Here is an 18,768-nt window from a genome sequence, read left to right on the forward strand (position 1 = left end):
GCAAAGGAGGGATAAAATTTGGCTAATAGCTTAAATGAAAGTTCTAGTCAGCTTATTAATTTAGCAAAAGAAGTATTAAAAAGTTATAATATTAATTCTAATGATATTTCAATTATTCAAAGCGGTACCATAAAAACCGTTTGGAAGATCAAATATAACAATTCCTTACTATGTCTTAAAAGGCTTAGGCAATCTTATGACAAAGCCTCCTTTTCAGTAAATGCTCAAATTTATATAAAATCAAAGGGAGGAAATGTTCCAGGTATTTTATTAACAGTAGACAAAAAGGCTATTCTTCAGTATAACGATGAACTTTTTGTCCTTTATGAGTGGATGGATGGAAGGGAACTAAACTTCAATAATAACTCAGATTTAGCTTATGCCATTAAAGGCCTGGCAGCCTTTCACCTGACTTCTAAAGGCTACACTCCGGATGCATCTTATAGGATTTCTTCAAAAATAAACAAATGGCCTAATCAATATGAGTCCATGGGAAATAAGCTAAAAAAATGGAAGGAGGATGCTTATAATAGGAAGTCCTCGAACCCCTATTTCTCCTATATTCAAACAGTTGATTCTATGTTAGTTCTCAGTGATAATGCTCAAAGGCTTATTGCAGCCTCTCACTATAATGAATTATCAGCAAACAATGAGTCTCAGGTGCTTTGCCACCAGGATTATGGCACAGGAAATGCACTGCTTGGTAAAAACGGTGTTATAATACTGGATTTGGATGGTGTCACCTTAGATTTTCCAATGAGAGATTTAAGAAAATTAATATTCAAATATGAAGAACCATTTGGGAAATGGCAAAGTAAAATGTTAAGTGATATTGTGGATTGGTACTCCGAGATTAATCCATTATCTCTTGAAGAAAAGGAAATTTTATATATTGATTTACTATTTCCTCACCGCTTTTATGGTCTAGTAAAAAATATTTTTATTAGTGAAAAGCCTATAAAAGCCTCAGATATTGAAAGAATAGCTATTTTTGAAGAGTCGAAACTTAAGCTGTTAAAGGAATTATTATAAGGGTGGTGACAGCATTGAACGTAGCATTTATTTGTACTGAAAAACTTCCAGTTCCACCTGTTGATGGTGGAGCAATTCAAATATATATTGAAGGTATCCTACCCTATTTAAAAGATCATCACAAAATTACAGTGTTTTGTATAAGCAGTACTAAGCTCCCAGATAGAGAAGTTAAGGATGGAGTAAAATATATCAGGGTTCCTGGAGGCAGTCAACCAGAATTTATTGCAAATGTAATAAATGCCATGGATAGCTCTTATGATTTAATCCAAATTTTTAATAGACCAAAATGGGTACTGGACATTAGAGAAAGATTTCCTAAAACTAAAATTAGCTTAAGCCTTCATAATGAAATGTTTGAACCTAAAAAAATACCTCCCCCAAGCGCTGCAAAATGTATTGAAACTGTAGAATATATAAATAACGTTAGCAAATTTATTGCAGGAGGGGTATCAGCTTTATATCCTGAAGCCAAAGATAAACTTAATGTAATCTATTCAGGGGCAGATATAGAAAAGTATAAGCCTAATTGGTCTAAAGAAGGACTTGCCAATAAGACAAATCTTAAAAAGAAGTATAATATTCAAAATTATAAGGTAGTTTTATTTGTAGGAAGATTAAGTGAGAAAAAGGGAGTACACGTTCTGCTTGAAGCTATGAAAGATATTATGAACAAGTATCCAAAAGTTGCTTTAGTTATTGTTGGAAGCAAATGGTTCGGCGGCAACAAGGTTGATGATTATACAAAATCCTTAATCACTATTTCCAAAGAATTAACCGGTCCTATAGTATTTACTGGCTTCCTCCCTCCCTCTGAGGTTTATGCACATTATAATATGGCCGATATTTTTGTATGTCCTTCACAATGGAGAGAGCCCTTAGCAAGAGTTCATTATGAAGCTATGGCTGCTGGAATCCCTATAATAACTACTAACAGAGGTGGTAATGCTGAGGTGGTTTCCGGCCTTGGCAACGGATATGTAATTGATGATTATACTAATCCCCTTGCGTTTGTAAAGTATATCGATTATCTCCTAAAAAACCCAGATATAGCTATGCAGATTGGCCAAAAAGGAAGAAGGTTAGCTGAAGAAAGACACAGCTGGGATAAGGTAGCCCTAAATGTACTAAATGCCATAAACAGCGTACAAAAGTAAAGAAATTAAGAGACTGCGAAGATGGCAGTAAAGGGGATTTTATATGAATATTTCGGTAATAGGCACTGGATACGTTGGGCTTGTTACAGGAGCATGCTTAGCGGAGCTTGGTATGAAGGTACTTTGTATGGATACAGATGAAGATAAAATTGATAAATTAACGAAAGGTATTATTCCTATTTATGAACCAGGCCTTGATAAAATAGTTATTAATAATTCAAGAGATGATAGGCTAAGTTTTACCACATTCATAAAGGAAGCGTTAGATTTTGCAGATGTAATTTTTATAGCGGTTGGCACACCTACAAAAGAAGATGATTCCGCTGATTTAAAATACGTATTTACTGCAATAACAGAAATTGCAAGCTTAATGAATAGTTATAAAATTATAGTAACCAAAAGTACTGTTCCCGTTAAAACTGGTCAGGAAATTAAATTATTAATAAAAAATATTCTTATAAATAGAAATATTAACCTTGAATATGATGTGATTTCTAATCCTGAGTTTTTAAGAGAAGGAACTGCCATAGAAGATTTCTTAAAACCTGACAGAATAGTAGTTGGCGGGGAAAATAAAAATGCACTTGCCATTATGAGAAAAATATATGAACCACTTATTAAAGGTGGAATACCCTTTATTGAAACGAATCTTGAAACTTCTGAAATAATAAAATATGCCTCTAATGCTTTCTTAGCAGCTAAAATAAGCTTTATTAATGAAATTGCTAACATGTGCGAGCTCTGCAGTGCCGACGTTACAGTGGTTGCTAAGGCTATGGGTTTAGATAACAGAATTGGATCTAAGTTTTTAAATGCAGGACCCGGCTATGGAGGAAGCTGCTTTCCAAAAGATACTAGAGCACTTCTAACTACAGGTAAGCAAATTGGCTATATACCTCAAATAGTAAAGGCTGCAGTAGAAGTAAATCATAATCAAATAAAGATAATCCTTGATAAGATTAAGAAAACCATAGGTTTAATTGAAGACAAAAATATTACAATATTAGGCCTTTCCTTTAAACCAGAAACAGATGATATTAGGGAAGCCCCATCTATACCAATAATTAAGACTTTACTGGAACTAAACGCATCTATTAAGGTATATGATCCTCAGGCTATGGAAAATGTAAAACATGACTATCCAAATCTTAATATTGAATACTGCAGTGACTTATACTCAGCTTCTATTAATAGTGATGCAATAATTCTTATTACAGAATGGGAAGAATTTAAAAATATTGATTTTAGTACGCTTAATAAAATTGTTAAAAATCATATTTTTATTGACCTTAGAAATGTTTATGACCCTAGCATAATAAAAGCCTTTGGGTTCATTTATGAGGGAGTTGGGCGATTATGAAAACCGTGTTAGTTACTGGCGGCTCAGGCTTCATTGGTTCAAACCTTTGCGAAAAGTTATTAGTTCTTGGTTACAATGTAATCAACTTAGATAATTTTAATGACTACTATAGTCCTTTAATAAAAATAAAAAATATAAAAAATGCTTTAGAAAATAAAAATTATAAGGTTATTGATGGAGACATTCAAGACAAAAACCTCTTAACTTCTATTTTCAATCTTAATAGAGTAGATATAATTATTCACCTAGCTGCCCTAGCAGGTGTAAGAAGGTCTCTAAATAATCCACTTGAATATATTGACGTGGATATAAAAGGTACTGTAAACCTATTAGAGTGCGCAAGAAAATATAACACTAAAAAGTTTATATTTGCTTCCTCATCCTCAGTTTATGGCCACAATTTTTTACCTTTTAAAGAAACCGACACAATTGCATCACAGATTTCTCCCTATGCCGCAGCTAAAGCTTCCGGAGAACTATTCTGCAAAACCTTTAATAATCTATATGACATTCCTATAGTCTGTTTAAGGTTTTTTACAGTTTACGGTCCAAGACAAAGACCTGAAATGGCAATATATAACTTTACAAGCAGGATTTCAGAAGGAAGAGCTATAAGCATATTCGGTAATGGTACAAGTTCCAGAGACTACACTTTTATAGATGATATTCTAGATGGTATTGTAAGTTCTATGAACTTAAATTGCAGCTTTGAAATCTTTAATCTAGGAAACTCAAATCCTACTAATATTGAATATTTAGTTACCCTTATTGAAGAAAACTTAGGAAAAAAGGCATTAATAGATTATACCTTAATGCAGCCAGGAGACGTTCCTCATACCTTTGCAGATATTTCCAAGGCTCAAAGCCTTATAAATTATGCTCCAAAGGTCTCCATTGAAAAAGGAATTGAAGAATTCATTAATTGGTTTAAAGTTGAAAACAAATAATTTAATATATAAATACAATGAAAAAAGCGAAAATATATAAAAATCATTCATGAACAGATGGCTGTAACATTTTTTATATATTTTCGCTAATTTTCATTTTTTATTTTAAAAATAATTTATTTCCTAATAGCCTCTGATATTGCCTTAGCTGCAAAAACAGGCAGCTTCAATTGTCTTTTCCATCTTGAAGGATTGGATATTAGGCGATAAAGCCATTCCAAGTTGAGCTTTTGCCAAATAGCCGGTGCACGTTTAACCTTCCCGGAAATTACATCAAGGCTTCCTCCAACTCCAAGTGTAATTTTTGAGGTAAGTCTATCTTTATATTTATAGATCCATTTATCTGCAAAGGGAGCTCCAAGTGCTACTATTAGAAAATCTGGTCTTAAAGCCTCTATTTCCTCTACTATCTTTAATTCTTCCTCACCCTTAAAATATCCATTATGTCTTCCTATAAGCTTAATATTAGGATAGGTTTCCATAATTTTTTCTGAGGCTACCTTATTTACTTCCTCAGAGGAACCTAAGAAATAAAAAGATAAGCCCTTTTCATTTCCCAGCTTTAAAAGCTCTAAAAGCAATTCATAGCCTGTCACTCTTTCAGGCAGTGGTTCCCTTTTTAATTTCGAAGCTAAAATTATTCCTATACCATCGGCAGTTATTAAATCTGCATCAAGTGATATCTTTTTAAGCTCTGCATCTTTTTCTATATCAAGTGCAATTTCAGGATTGGCCGTTATTATATGATAGGTTTTACCTTTATTTTCGCTAAGTTTTTTATCAATAAGCTCAACAGTTTCTTTTAAGCTTCTATTAGAAAAATCTATTCCTAAAATTTTTACGCTTTTATCCATAATGTACCTGCCTTATTTTAACCCTCTCGTATTCCTTATTCTGTACTGAATGATTATTAATCATTCAGCCTTTAGCCTTTCAATGCCTTCCTTGACTTCATCTAAAGGTAAATTTCCATTTTCTAAAGCTTCTTCAGTTTTTTCTAAAAGCCTCTCATAGAAGTCAATTCCCTTCTCTACTATATCTTCCTCATTATCACCGGCTTCAAGTAGTTCAAAGAGCAAATCCTCAGCCTTATCATATTTATTTACAAGCTCATAGTAGTTAAGCAAAAGCAGGCTGCTTTCCTTTGGCAGCTCATATTCCTCTACTTCATTAATAATTTCATCTATTATTTTCTCGCCCTGCTCTAAGCAGTCACTATCTAGCAGAACTGCTTTAATATAAATATTAAGGCTCTTTAGATATATATTAAAGCTTTTTATTTCCTCACCTTCAGCTTTATACATGTCCCCATCAAGCTTTAAAAGCTGAGCCAGAATTACAAACTTTAAGGCCTCTGCAGATTCATAAGCACCTACAAGTTTCATTAAATCCTTATAGGAAAGGCTTTCTGCAAGTTCCGAATTTAAGCCTAAAAGCCTTTTAAAAGCTTCGTTAACCATTTCCCTGCTTTCCTCTAGCTGCTTATTATCATTGGATTTTAAAACCTTTGTTATTAGTTCTGAAAGTTCCTTCAGTTTTGTAGTTAAGTAATCATTTTTTATCATTTATTTACACCATCCGACTTTGTTTATTAAAAGTTTTCTTAGAAGTTATTATATCCTTTACCATGATAATTGCAACAATTATATATATAATCAGTCCAAATAATATTGCAGTATTCGCATTAAATCTTGATATAATTATTCCAAAGATAGGTACGCCAATTACTCCTGAAAGACCAATTATAGATTCTGCAATACTCATACAGCTGGCCTTATATTTAGCTGGTGCAAGCTCATAAATATAGGTTTTATAAGAGGCTGCAGATAGGCCATAGGCAAAGCCTGAAAATATACCCATAACAATTACAGCCAAGGCATTATTAAATATTAAAATTACGGTTAGCCTTATAATTTGAAGTAAAAAGGCAGCAAATATTAATGTTTTCCCATGATATTTCTTAAGCAGACTGACAGTTAGGAAAAAGGTAATTATCTCAGGTGATGCATCAAAGAAATAAGTAAGGCCCAGACTCAATGGACCGCCGCCATAGTCAGAAAGAAGAATCCCTAGATAGCTGTATATCCCCCTCATAACAAAGGTGTACATAAACATTATAATAATCATAATAAGGATGGGCTTTATTTTAAAAACCTCACCTAAAGCTTCCTTAAAGGATACAGCTTCTACGTTTAAAACCTTTTCTTCATTAATATTTGGATTAACGTCTTTAAGCATAAGTATTAATATCAGAGTTAGGATTACTATGAGTGTAATGTACCAGCTATAAATATGCCAGCCAAACTTGCTTAATAAGAAGCCTATTACAATAGCAGAAAAGCCGTAACCTATTGACCCGAAGCCTCTTATTTTACCAAAATTATTTTGCTTACCATAGATTTTAAGAGTATTTAATGTCCATGCCTCTGAAATGGAATTTGTACCTACCACGAAGAATCCCCAGATAAACAGCAATATATAAAAATGCCAGCTTACCTTAGCAAAATTAATGGCTATACCTACCAATACTCCCATACTTATTGTAATAAGCATTACAGCTTTCGTCCTTCTTAATTTATCTACAAGATAGCCAATAAAAGTCTGTCCTATTAGTGCAGCTAAGGTATATATAGAAGCTATAATACTTATTTCCTGCTTAGAAAACCCAAGCTGAGTAATATACATAGTATACATACCTGTAACGCTTAGCACCATTCCCCAGTAAACAAACATAAAGATTCTAAATCTATTAATGTACCTTTCTATATAAACCCCCCCTAATATTTCTATAAATAGCCATAGAACAAGTATATCATAGTTTAGAACCCTTATACTATGCCTCGATATCTATTTATTCTGCCATTACCTTACTTATGAGCCTTTCTAAATAAACTGACTTCATCTGCCTACTAGCCATAGCCTGCTTTATTGGCGGTAGTTTTAATATAGTAGAAAGTACAGCTGCCATAGCACGATGACTTCCAAAGGCTTGATTATCAAATATTAGATTTTGCAGAGTTCCCTTTTCTATAGCCATAAGTACTAGCCTATGTACTGAATTTACTGGAGTTATAATTTTTCCCTGTCTTCTTTCTAGAAAAAGACTATTTTTATGGCAGGATCTTACACATACTCCACAGCCAAGGCATATATCCTCATTTATCTTTATAATCTTTTTCATTCCTCCAAGTCCATTTTCTATTTCCTTGCTTTCAATTGCATTTATTGGACAAGCTTTCACACAACTTCCACAATTAATACAGTTTTCTGTGTTTACCTTAGGAATATATGCGGTAGTTTGAACAGGATGCAGCATACCAAATTTTTTAGCAGCAAGCATTGCCTCACAGCAGCAGCCACAGCAGTTGCATATAAAACTCACATCTTCTCTTACATTTTCACCACATTGTACTAAATTATGTTCATAAGCCTTATGTAAAAGCTCCAAGCCCTCAGATGCATCAACTTTTCTAGCATAATTATGCTTTATAAGTGATGAGGCCGTTCCATTAAAGGTCATGCATATATCTAAAGGTGCATCACAGGCCTTTCCTACATGATACATCTTATGCCGACAGTAGCAAGTACTTATTCCAATATGAGAGGCCTCCTTAATTATATGGCTAGCTCTTTCAAAATCTAGTATTTCTACTTTATTCTCATTTGAAAGCACTTCTTCCTGTACGAAAACTCTACCAAGCCTGGTTTCAGTTCCTAGAAAAAGCTGCTTTACAAAGTCTTCTTCCACATTTAAATATTGATAATATAGCTCACCTAAGAGCTTTTGATCTATATCATGCCTTGTTCTCATCATGGAAAACTCAAAAAAACCTGCCATTGGAGGAGGGAGCACGTACTCTGACACTCCATTATGTTCCATATCTAAAAGTATGGCTCTGCTTGAAAGCTCCTGAAGCATTCTTTCTGCAGAAGCTTCATCCATTTTCCATACCCTGCTTGCAGTCTTTGCAGTAAAAGGCTTTATGGGAAGCTGTGCTACAAGAGCCGCTTCTTTTTCTGAAAATAAAAGCCCCAGTATTTTATATAAGGTTTCAGAGGGAGGCGCTCCCTGTGGAAATCGATTTATTCTCTCTTCTAGGCTTTTGTAAGCCTCTTTTCCTACAATATGAGACATATTTTCACCACCAATTCTTATTTCCTTTGAATATATCATACAATCTATATTGTGTAAATATTTTACTTATCATGTAATTTCTTTATATTATTCTAAACTTTAATTACTATACCCATTAATGTAGATAGAGTAATAGCCTGGGCAGGTGTTACAATAACTCCATATACATCCTCAATTCTTGCTGACAAGCCGTCAATCTCACAAGTGCATAAATCTATGCCACTAAGTTTAGTCCCAGATAATTGACATTGAATTAAATCCGTATTTCTAAATTCAACTTTAGCAAGCTTGCTTTCCTGAAAATCAGAAAACCTCAGCTTACAATTAATAAATAGAACTTGCCTACAATCTGAGAATTTTAAAAATGCATACTGTCCATTACACTCTTCAAAAATCACATTTCTTAGTGTGGCATCGCTTAAATTAATACCAACAAGCTTACAATTTATAAATTCCACCCTATGTATTGTAGACTCTCTAAAATCAACATTTGATAAATCGCAGTTTTCGAATCTAAGGTCTATTAGCTCTGCATTTTGAAGGGATACCTCTGTGAATATAACATTTTTAAATGATATTTCTTTAAAAGAAACGCGTTCAGCTTTACAATTTCCAATGTAACAATCCTTAACAATTCCTTCTGAAAATGAACTTTCCTTTGCCATATCTTGCTGTGATATATCCATTAATAATAAATTATTTGAAAGCTTAGGTCTTAATATTTTTATATTATTTCCCATATTACTACTCCACCTATCATTTGTATTTACTGCATTAATTTAAGGGAGCAGCTCTAGTAAACTTGCTCCCTTAAACATATTATTATTTAGCTAAGGCTTTATATTAACAATCAAGTGCTGCACTTGTTTCTTTTAGCTGATTAATTATCTTAAGGTGCTGAGGACATTTAGCTTCACAGGCTCCACACTCTACGCAGGCATCAGCTGGATTACCTGTTTTATTACCCTGAATCTTCAATTTGCTATATTCTTCTTTTGCATAGTCCTTTAACCCATAAACTCTATTGTAGTTCATTAGTTTAAAAATATGCGGAATGTTTAATCCTTGCGGGCATGGCATGCAGTAATTACAGCCAGTACAATACAATTCTGATAGCCTCTTATTTTCTTCCAGCATTTCTTCTACCTTTTTTAATTCTTCTAAAGTAAGCACTCCTGGTATAGAAGCTACTGCTGCATTTTCTTCTACCATTTCTATAGTGCTCATTCCAGATAAGGCTAAAGATACGTTTTGGTTAGCCAAAACAAATCTTAGTGCCATTTCTGCAGTGCTCTTTGTCTTACCCTTAAGCATCTCTTGAATTACTGCTGATGGTGCACCAAGCCTGCCACCGCCAACAGGACCCATAATTGCAGTTCCAAGGCCTTTTTCATGGGCATATTCAATAGCTTTTTCATTTGCTCTATCTAATAGATTATATTGACATAAAACAGTCTCGAAATATCCTGTATCAATTATCTTTATCATATTTTCTGGTTTGTCGTGAAAGGAAAAGGATAAATGCTTTATTAAACCCTGTTCCTTAGCTTTTAAAGCAGCCTGCAGCGGACCATCAGGCATATTTATTTTTTCCTCATATGTCTTTAAGCTTATTCCCCACATATGATAAAAATCTATATAATCGGTGTCCAATTTTTTTAAGGATTTTTCTAATCTTTCTAAAAAGTGCTCTCCTGAGGCATCTTCAATTGGGTTTTTAGTTGATAAATAAACCTTATCCCTGCAGCCCTTTAAGGCTTTTCCAACTGTTATTTCACTTAGTCCGTCGCAGTAATAAGGAGCAGTATCCACATAGTTTACACCAAGCTCAAGGGCTCTATGAATTACTGGTATAGCCTTATCTTCATCAATATTTTTTTTACCATCCATCTCTACCATTGGAAGTCTCATTGCTCCAAAACCCAAGGTAGAAACCTTAATTCCTGTTTTTCCAAACTCTCTATAAATCATTTTTTACCCCCCAAAATCCATATTTAAACAATATTAATTTTATCACTATATCAAAAGTCAGTGAACTATATTATATAAATAATACTTGCAAATTTTAAAAATAAATTGCATAATAAATATATATAAAATGAAAATAATTATCAAATATTAATTATTTTCACAACTTTATTTATAAAGGAGTAAAGCATTATGGATAAAATTATAATAAGCAATGAAGCCTCAGAAGAGTTTAAAACTTTTTTAGATGAGAATGACATACATGATTACAAAATAAGAATCGAATTTGCAGGTTTAGCATGCAGCGGTCCTTCCTTTAATATTGCTGAAGGTGTTAAGGAGGAAGATGATATAGTCCAAGAAATAAACGGCATTACATTTTATGTTAAACCATCCATCATAGATGAATATGGCTTACTAACTATTTTATCAACTGAAGAAAATGAAGGCAGAGGAATGACTCTTAGACCATTACTTGAAATTGAGGGTGGATGCAGCGGCTGTTCTGGCTGTCATTAAAAATTGTATAGCGCTTTTAATTAAGAATTATTGGCAATTTATCTTTAGACTATGTTTTGTAATAGTTTAAAAGGCATTAAGTTTTTAAAGGAAGTCATTTTGACTTCCTTTAATTTTTTTTAATATCTTATGACTACAATAGTTATTAAATTATAATGAAAACTATAACCTCGAATATATTGCTGCAAAATGTGATATTGTACTAATCCATGTTTTTTTGTTCTATAAATGCTTACATATTCTTTTCAAATTTTACACATTCTAATTTTATCTATATTATTAAGGATGTGACCTCATATGGATGCAAACAATGTTCAAAGAAAAGAAATTGAAAAAATATATGGAAAAATAAGTCCCTTTGAATTTAAAAACAGGTTAATTAGTCTTGCTGAAGGTCAAAAGAAAAAAAGTGCTCATGCACTGCTTGATGCAGGCCGTGGAAACCCAAATTGGACAGCTTCAACACCTAGAGAAGCTTTTTTTACCTTTGGTTTATTTGCTGTGGAAGAAACAAAAAAAGTCTGGCAAAATGGTGATTTAGCCGGAATGCCAAAAAAACAAGGGATAAGTGACAGGCTTTTTAATTATATAGAAGAGCATCCTGATTTTCCAGGAATAAAGCTTTTAAGATCCATAGTAGAATATGGAATTAATAACTTGGGCTTTAACGCTGATAATTGGGTCCATGAATTATGTGATGGAATTATCGGAGATAATTACCCAGTGCCTGATAGAATGCTTATACATATAGAAAAAGTGGTTCATGAATATCTTGTTCAAGAGCTGCGTTATAATAGCTTAGCTGAGGATGATTTTCATATATTTGCAGTTGAAGGAGCAACCGCAGCAATGTGCTATATATTTGACACCATGATAGCCAATGAACTCATTCAAAAGGGGGAAAAAATAGCACTTATGGTTCCTATTTTTACTCCTTATCTCGAGATTCCCTTACTTCCGCGATATAATTTTGAAGTTGTTATTATAAAGGCATCAGAGCTTACAGCTGATGGCACTCATACTTGGCAATATCCTAATTCAGAGCTGGATAAACTAAAAGATAAAGGTATAAAGGCGCTGTTTGCAGTTAATCCAAGTAATCCTCCTTCTGTTGCTATAAAACCTGAATCAGCTAAATACCTAATAGATATCGTAAAGAATCATAATCCTAATTTAATGGTTATTTCAGATGATGTATACAGCACCTTTGTAGATAATTATCGTTCTCTCATGGCTGATTTGCCCTACAATACTATTGGCGTGTATTCCTATTCAAAATACTTTGGAGTGACAGGCTGGCGCCTTGGAACAATTGTTGTTCATGAAAATAATATATTTGATAAACTTATTAAAGAGCTATCAGAAGAAATGACTGAAAAATTAAAAAAGCGCTACAGCGGAATATCTACGAATCCTGAAAATATTCCATTTATTGATAGGATAGTTGCGGACAGCAGACAGGTAGCACTTAATCATACAGCAGGACTCTCTACTCCTCAGCAAGTTCAAATGGCCTTTTTTTCTGCCTTTGCACTATTAGATAAAGAAAATCTTTATAAAGAGCTTACAAAGGGAATTTGCAGAAGGAGGCAAGAGCTGCTTTTCAAAGGACTAGGACTTGATCTAAGAAAGGATCCTTATGATGCTGCTTACTATACAGAATTTGATCTCCTTGAATGGGCCTCATTCTATTACGGTGAAGAATTTAGTAAGTATCTTAATAATAATCATAAGCCCGTTGAAATCCTTTATCGCTTAGCAGAGGAATCTTCAATTGTACTACTCAGCGGAGGCGGTTTCCAGGGACCTGAATGGTCCATAAGAATATCTCTAGCAAATCTTAATGATGAGGCCTACTCCAAAATAGGAGAAGTACTTCACAAAATTTTAGAAGAATTAGTTGATGGATGGAGAAAGACAAATACTACTAGCTAAACTTAAGGCATGTGTGCCATGGGGACGTTTCTCGTACCACCCTATTTAAAAAATGGATATCTCCTATGCATTGAAACAAGTTTATAATATTGATGAGAGAAAAATGTGGCAGAAGAAATATTCTTCTGCCACATCATTTTTTAACTTTCTTTAGGATTTCCTACCTTAATTCCAAACCAAACTACCTTCCCGCACTCAACAAAGCCACACTTTTTAGCAAGCCCTGGAGACATGTTGTTTCTTTCTATTATATGTAGAAAGGGTATTTTACCCTGCATAATATGTTTTGCTGCTAAATCTATTGTAACATCCTCAGCATAGCCCATTCTTCTATGCTCTTTCTTTGTATACATTATCCCTAAGGAATTGTCATCATGGGTAATCGCCCAAGAAACCAGTTCTCCATTTTTATACACCCCTGAGGAAGGTCTTTGCATAATGTCCTTTCTTATTTCTTCTAAGCTGTCAGGCCCTTGAAACTCATAATAGTAATTAATAGTTTCAGCATCCTTTACATCAATAGTCCTTACTTCGTTTTTTATCTTGCCTAAATCAAGATTTTCCTTTGGAAGATAGTAAAGTGTACAAGGGTTATCCCAATCTATTACCTTGTATCTTTCCTTAATTTTATTAGCTATGGATTCATAAATGGCAGAAAATCCATAGTATCCATCTTTATTAAAGCTTTCTATTACTTCTTCAAGAAAAGCATTATCCTTAGAATATATAAAATGAAAATAACCTTTATCCACAACTATGCCCTTAGGTTTTTCCACATTATCAACAAATATCTTTACATTAGGCTCATTTTCAATAATACCAATAATATTTAAGTTAATTAACAAATCCTTTTTTAGGAAATCCATAATAGCTTTTGAACTTTGCGTAGGTATAAGCATTTTAAATCTTTTTCTCCTTCCATTTACCTTTATTGAAATAAAAAATTATTATTACAGCTTCTATAACCACTGACAATCCAATTGAGGTCCATACGCCGTTTGTGCCCATGTTAAAACCTAATGCAAGTAAATATGCTAAGGGCAGCTTGAGAATAACATTTGCAGTAATAGATGAAATCATAGGCGGGAAGGTATCCCCTGCCCCCTGAAATACTCCACCATATATAGTTGGGAAAATAACAAAAATCACGCCAAGGTAAACTATTCTTAAATAGTGAACTCCTTCACTTATAACATTAATATCATTAGTGAATAGTTTCATCATCAAATCAGGAAAAATAAAATAAGGCAATGAGAATATCAGCATATTTATTACTGCAAGCTTCATACCTTCTCTTATTATATTATCACAAGCCTCCTTATCTCCCCTTCCTAGACTTTGTCCAACCATTATGGCTATTGCAGTAGAAAGTCCTACAAGAAATATGAAGGTATAGTTAAATACATTCCCTCCAGCACCAAAACCTGCCGATGCATCCTTTCCTCCTACTTGATACACAAGCCTTACCATAAGCATTCCTGTTAATGGTCTTGCAAGCTGTTGAAGACAAGCCCATCCTCCTATTTTAAATATTTTCTTACTACTTTTAACTTCAAGCCTCATTCTTTTTAAAAATATGCTTATTCTGCCTTCATAAAGCTTTTTAATTAAAAAGTAGTTAATAGATACAAAAGAAAAAATTGATGATAAAACTGCTGCCAGTGCCGCTCCCCTAATTCCTAGTTTAAAAATAAAAATCAAAAGAGGTGCTAGTACCATATTAAGTATGTTGGAGGCTCCAAAAACATAAAGAGGTGTTCTTGTATCTCCTAAGGCCTGCATTATAGTTCTTAAGGCTGAATTTAAAAACACAAAGATGGTACCCAAAAATAAAATAGAAATATAATTATAGGATAGCTCTAAAATCGCAGCATCTGGTTTATACAAAATAATTATCAAAGGCTTTGTAAAAGCAAAACATACAATGCTAAGCACTCCTCCAATTATGGCTGAAAGCAGGAAAGATTCTGAGCTGTACAGTCTTACTTTATCCATATTCCCTTCCCCATAGCTTCTAGTTACAAGGGCGATAGTACCAGCTGAAACTAAGGTTGATAATACAAACACCACATTTATTGTTGTAAGTCCCAAGGAGGCTGCAGCAAGTTCATTGGTTCCAAGTCTAGATATAAATATCATATCAACTGTTCCAAGCAAACTTTGTAAAATCATTCCTAGCATTACTGGCCAGGAAAGTGCAAATATTTTCTTTAGGTCTGAGGTAAGTTTAAATTTTGTCCTTAATTCACTCATATAATTTTTAGACTCCTAATAAAAATGCATAGCTTATATATTCACCATATATTTCAAATTTCCTCTTATTATTTCAGATTATGTATGTAATAAGTATTTATTATGTTTTCTTAATATTCCTGTGTATTGGTTATTCTAATAATATATTGAATTATTATTTATGTTTTGATAACATACTAAATAGTGTTAGCTTTAAAGATATAATAAAAATTAAAAGCAAATGTACTGCTGGATCTCAAGAAACTCATTGGTTATGTACATTCTACTTTTAAAAGTCAATTATCAAATTAAATGACATTACTAGGAGGAAATCAAATGAAATTAAGAAAATTATTATTGTCAACTATTGCCTTAGTTTTTATAATTTCTTTAAGTGGATGTGGAAATTCTATAAATAAAACTACTGATGCCCAAAAGAATGCATCCACTAATAATCAAAGCAGTACTGCTGCGGCTTATAAAAGTAAATATAGCGGCAAAAAACCTATAGTTACTATTGAAATGGAAGATGGAGCTAAGATTAATGTAGAGCTTTATCCTGACACAGCTCCTAAAACTGTAGATAACTTTGTAAGTCTAGTTCAGAAAGGTTTTTATGATGGGCTTATTTTTCACAGAGTTATTCCAGACTTTATGATTCAAGGTGGGGATCCTGAAGGTACTGGTGTAGGCGGTCCTGGTTATACTATTCCCGGGGAATTTTCAAATAATGGCTTTAATAATCCGCTAAAGCACACTAGAGGGGTTATTTCTATGGCTAGGACTGACAAACCAGATACCGCTGGTTCTCAGTTCTTCATTATGGTAAAGGATACACCTCAGTTAGATGGAGATTATGCTGCCTTTGGGAAGGTTACTAAAGGCATGGAAGAGGTAGACAAAATAGTAAGTATAAAAAGGGATGATCAAGATAAGCCCCTTACTCCTCAAAAGATGAAGAAGGTAACTGTGGAAATACAATGATGAATTAAGGGAACTTTTTCTTCGAAAAAAATTTAGACTCTGAAATTAATAGAAAACGCTGAGAATGCAGAAGAGATCTTTAATAACTTTGAAAAGTAATAAAAATCCTTCAGAGTTCTCAGCGTCTTCCGCCAGTTCAGTGTCTATTTTCTTTCTCTTCATTAATTAATAACTTCGAAATGGCGTTAAATCTTCACAACCTTGATTTAATTAGCGGAGTAAGTTCACCAGAATAATACACGCACAGCTTATGAAGTGCTCTAGTGCAGGCTGTATAGAAAAGAAGTCTTTCCTCCTCACAACTGTAATTTTCATTTCCTGCATTGTAAATAAGCACTATATCAAACTCTAAACCTTTAGCAAGGAATGATGGGATAACAAGGGTATCGTTTATATACTCGTCATCCTCCTTGGTTATACATTTAACCTCTTCCTTATCTTTTAAAAAGGAGAATACCTCATTGGCTTCTTTAATTGTTCTCGTTATTATGCCAATGGACTTATAGCCTTCCGTCTTGTACATCTTTATATCTTTTAGAATTCTTTCCTTTATAACATTTTCCTGAGTAAAACCAAGAACTAAGGGCTTATCTCCGCTTCTTTCTACATATTCAGACCTAACTTTCTTATTTAGAATCCTTCTTGAGAATTCAGTAATTTCCATTGTGGATCTGTAGCTTTTTGTAAGATTTATTATGCAGGTATTATTCCCCGGAAATATATGTTCAATATTACTATAATCTCCTACATTCATAAAAGGGTTTATGGATTGGTTTAGGTCCCCAAGCATTGTTATGCTAGCATCCTTAAAAAGCTGATGAAAAATCTCATACTGCAGAGGTGTATAATCTTGAGCTTCGTCAATTATGACATATTTTATTTCTGATGTTTTTGGAAGATCTCCTAGGGCTACCTTTAGATATAAAAGGGGAGATTGGTCTTCATAATTAAGCAAATGTATTCTAAGGCTATCTAAAGTGTAGTCTCTAATTTCAGGCTTAAGATTCTCAAAGAGCTTTTTATAAATATCCATTAAATTAAATTCTGTCATACTATTGATCTTATCATAAATATCCTTCATTTCTTCATTAACTAAGGCTGTACTTTTCTCTGTAACTTCCCTCTCTTCTATATAAGAACCAGTATTCCAAAGCTCCTCATAGATTTCCTTTACACGTTCTTTTTTATGGGGCTTAAGGAGAAATAAAATTCTTTCCCTTAGTTTATTAAGCCTTCTTTTAAGTGGTAGATTTATATAATCTTTATAATACAGCTCTTCAAGATCTTTTGCAGGTATTATTACTTTATCTTTAAAAATAATATCCACGAAGTCTCTGTCCTTTTTGTCTACATAAGCTATATAATGCTTTAACTTAGTAAGAAATTCAAGTGAAGATTTGTATCTTATATTTATCATTCTCTTTTCATAGTTTGCAGACTTCCTTGAGCTTAGTATATATTCCATTAAATCAGTATAGCTTTCCTTAATTAGGCTACCTCCTAAAGCTTTATGCATATATTCTTTAAAGGTGGTCTGGTAAATGTTGTCTTCACCAAGCTGCGGAAGTACATTAGATATATAATCATTGAAGATTTCATTAGGTGAAAATATTACTATATTTTCAGCAGTTATTTTTTCTCGGTGCTTATAAAGAAGATAAGCTATTCTATGAAGAGCAATAGAGGTTTTCCCGCTTCCAGCAGGTCCCTGAACAATGAGATTTTTGTACTCTTCATTTCGAATTACCTTATTCTGTTCTCTCTGAATAGTTGTTACTATAGCTTTCATCTTGCTGTCTGTACTCTTGCCCAATATTTCCTGAAGTATTTCATCATCTATCTTCAGGTTGCTGTCAAACATGTATTCAATTTTACCCTTATTAATTTTGTACTGCCTCTTTAGGGTAAGTTCTCCAGCAATAGTTCCTTCAGGACATTTATAACTTGCTTTTCCTATTTCATAATCATAAAACATGCTAGAAGCTGGAGCTCGCCAGTCATATACAAGAAAATCAAGATTATCATCTACAAGATTTGAGATGCCAATATAATACTTCTCGGCTTTGTCCTCTCCTCCTTCAAGAAAATCTATCCTTCCAAAATAAGGAGACTGAACTATTCTCTCATATTTTTCCTGGAACCTTCTCGTAACTTCATGTTTTCTCTTTTCCATTTTCATTCTATCAATGAAGCTCATGAATTCTACAATCTGCTCCATTCCATTTGTTATGGAAACTGAGCCTAGTTCCTGCCATAACTCCCTTTGTGTTTCAATACCTTCCTTTTTAAATCTGTCTTTATAATAAACTTTTTCATCTAGCTGCTTTTGGGCTTCTAGAAGAACCTTCTGAAGCCATTCATTTTCAAGTTTCCATTCAAAGTCATTAATATTCATACATACGCCTCCCTTGTAATGGGTAATTCCAGTATAAATGCTTATTAAGTATACTGAAAAAAGACGTAAATTAACAGTCTGTAATTTACATTCTATTTATGATA

At 33.3% G+C, this 18,768-nt stretch carries 16 protein-coding genes; 7 read left to right on the top strand and 9 right to left on the bottom strand.

Annotated elements, in window-relative coordinates; all coding sequences use genetic code 11:
* Positions 1 to 18 precede the first annotated feature (18 nt).
* From ACJDUH_RS17920 to ACJDUH_RS17935, 4 genes are read left to right on the top strand one after another with little or no spacing between them, the layout of a single operon-like run.
* Complete coding sequence (locus tag ACJDUH_RS17920; RefSeq protein WP_406766587.1) at positions 19 to 1,032, top strand: CotS family spore coat protein; 1,014 nt, start codon at positions 19 to 21, stop codon at positions 1,030 to 1,032.
* A gap of 14 nt (positions 1,033 to 1,046) precedes the next feature.
* Positions 1,047 to 2,189: a glycosyltransferase family 4 protein gene (locus ACJDUH_RS17925; protein ID WP_406766588.1), complete on the top strand. Its 1,143-nt coding sequence runs from the start codon at positions 1,047 to 1,049 to the stop codon at positions 2,187 to 2,189.
* Between the two features lie 43 nt (positions 2,190 to 2,232).
* Positions 2,233 to 3,549 (top strand): UDP-glucose dehydrogenase family protein, encoded by a 1,317-nt coding sequence (locus ACJDUH_RS17930; protein WP_406766589.1) that lies wholly within the window; start codon positions 2,233 to 2,235, stop codon positions 3,547 to 3,549.
* Positions 3,546 to 4,496 carry a GDP-mannose 4,6-dehydratase gene (locus ACJDUH_RS17935; protein WP_406766590.1) on the top strand — a complete coding sequence of 317 codons (951 nt, stop codon included), beginning with the start codon at positions 3,546 to 3,548 and terminating at the stop codon, positions 4,494 to 4,496. Before ACJDUH_RS17930 ends, ACJDUH_RS17935 begins: the two co-directional genes overlap by 4 nt.
* Positions 4,497 to 4,612: 116 nt before the next feature.
* On the opposite strand, the gene ACJDUH_RS17940 is transcribed toward ACJDUH_RS17935, so the two are convergent.
* From ACJDUH_RS17940 to ACJDUH_RS17965, 6 genes are all read right to left on the bottom strand, one after another.
* Positions 4,613 to 5,350 (bottom strand): WecB/TagA/CpsF family glycosyltransferase, encoded by a 738-nt coding sequence (locus ACJDUH_RS17940; RefSeq protein WP_406766591.1) that lies wholly within the window; start codon positions 5,348 to 5,350, stop codon positions 4,613 to 4,615.
* A gap of 60 nt (positions 5,351 to 5,410) precedes the next feature.
* Complete coding sequence (locus ACJDUH_RS17945; RefSeq protein WP_406766592.1) at positions 5,411 to 6,061, bottom strand: DUF6483 family protein; 651 nt, start codon at positions 6,059 to 6,061, stop codon at positions 5,411 to 5,413.
* A 4-nt stretch (positions 6,062 to 6,065) separates the two neighbouring features.
* The gene (locus tag ACJDUH_RS17950; RefSeq protein ID WP_406766703.1) at positions 6,066 to 7,328 is read right to left on the bottom strand and encodes an MFS transporter; all 1,263 of its coding nucleotides are present in this window, start codon (positions 7,326 to 7,328) and stop codon (positions 6,066 to 6,068) included.
* A gap of 19 nt (positions 7,329 to 7,347) precedes the next feature.
* A complete protein-coding gene (locus ACJDUH_RS17955) occupies positions 7,348 to 8,631 on the bottom strand; it encodes a 4Fe-4S dicluster domain-containing protein (protein ID WP_406766593.1) in 1,284 nt (427 codons plus the stop codon).
* Positions 8,632 to 8,723: 92 nt separating this feature from the next.
* Positions 8,724 to 9,371, bottom strand: a complete 648-nt coding sequence (locus ACJDUH_RS17960; RefSeq protein WP_406766594.1) for a pentapeptide repeat-containing protein — start codon at positions 9,369 to 9,371, stop codon at positions 8,724 to 8,726.
* 103 nt (positions 9,372 to 9,474) lie between these two features.
* Positions 9,475 to 10,602: an aldo/keto reductase gene (locus tag ACJDUH_RS17965; protein WP_406766595.1), complete on the bottom strand. Its 1,128-nt coding sequence runs from the start codon at positions 10,600 to 10,602 to the stop codon at positions 9,475 to 9,477.
* A gap of 189 nt (positions 10,603 to 10,791) precedes the next feature.
* Here ACJDUH_RS17965 and ACJDUH_RS17970 point away from each other — a divergent pair, with 189 nt between their 5' ends.
* The gene (locus ACJDUH_RS17970; RefSeq protein ID WP_406766596.1) at positions 10,792 to 11,118 is read left to right on the top strand and encodes a HesB-like protein; all 327 of its coding nucleotides are present in this window, start codon (positions 10,792 to 10,794) and stop codon (positions 11,116 to 11,118) included.
* A gap of 297 nt (positions 11,119 to 11,415) precedes the next feature.
* A complete protein-coding gene (aspD, locus tag ACJDUH_RS17975; protein ID WP_406766597.1) occupies positions 11,416 to 13,053 on the top strand; it encodes an aspartate 4-decarboxylase in 1,638 nt (545 codons plus the stop codon).
* A gap of 140 nt (positions 13,054 to 13,193) precedes the next feature.
* Here aspD and ACJDUH_RS17980 read toward each other — a convergent pair whose 3' ends face one another.
* The gene (locus ACJDUH_RS17980) at positions 13,194 to 13,952 is read right to left on the bottom strand and encodes a GNAT family N-acetyltransferase (protein WP_406766598.1); all 759 of its coding nucleotides are present in this window, start codon (positions 13,950 to 13,952) and stop codon (positions 13,194 to 13,196) included.
* Position 13,953: 1 nt separating this feature from the next.
* The gene (locus ACJDUH_RS17985; protein ID WP_406766599.1) at positions 13,954 to 15,306 is read right to left on the bottom strand and encodes an MATE family efflux transporter; all 1,353 of its coding nucleotides are present in this window, start codon (positions 15,304 to 15,306) and stop codon (positions 13,954 to 13,956) included.
* 501 nt (positions 15,307 to 15,807) lie between these two features.
* Here ACJDUH_RS17985 and ACJDUH_RS17990 point away from each other — a divergent pair.
* Positions 15,808 to 16,269, top strand: a complete 462-nt coding sequence (locus tag ACJDUH_RS17990; RefSeq protein ID WP_406766705.1) for a peptidylprolyl isomerase — start codon at positions 15,808 to 15,810, stop codon at positions 16,267 to 16,269.
* A gap of 193 nt (positions 16,270 to 16,462) precedes the next feature.
* On the opposite strand, the gene helD is transcribed toward ACJDUH_RS17990, so the two are convergent.
* Positions 16,463 to 18,664 carry an RNA polymerase recycling motor HelD gene (gene helD / locus ACJDUH_RS17995; RefSeq protein WP_406766600.1) on the bottom strand — a complete coding sequence of 734 codons (2,202 nt, stop codon included), beginning with the start codon at positions 18,662 to 18,664 and terminating at the stop codon, positions 16,463 to 16,465.
* Positions 18,665 to 18,768: the final 104 nt, after the last annotated feature.

This window comes from Candidatus Clostridium radicumherbarum (assembly GCF_045310525.1).
GTDB lineage: Bacteria > Bacillota > Clostridia > Clostridiales > Clostridiaceae > Clostridium_AT > Clostridium_AT radicumherbarum.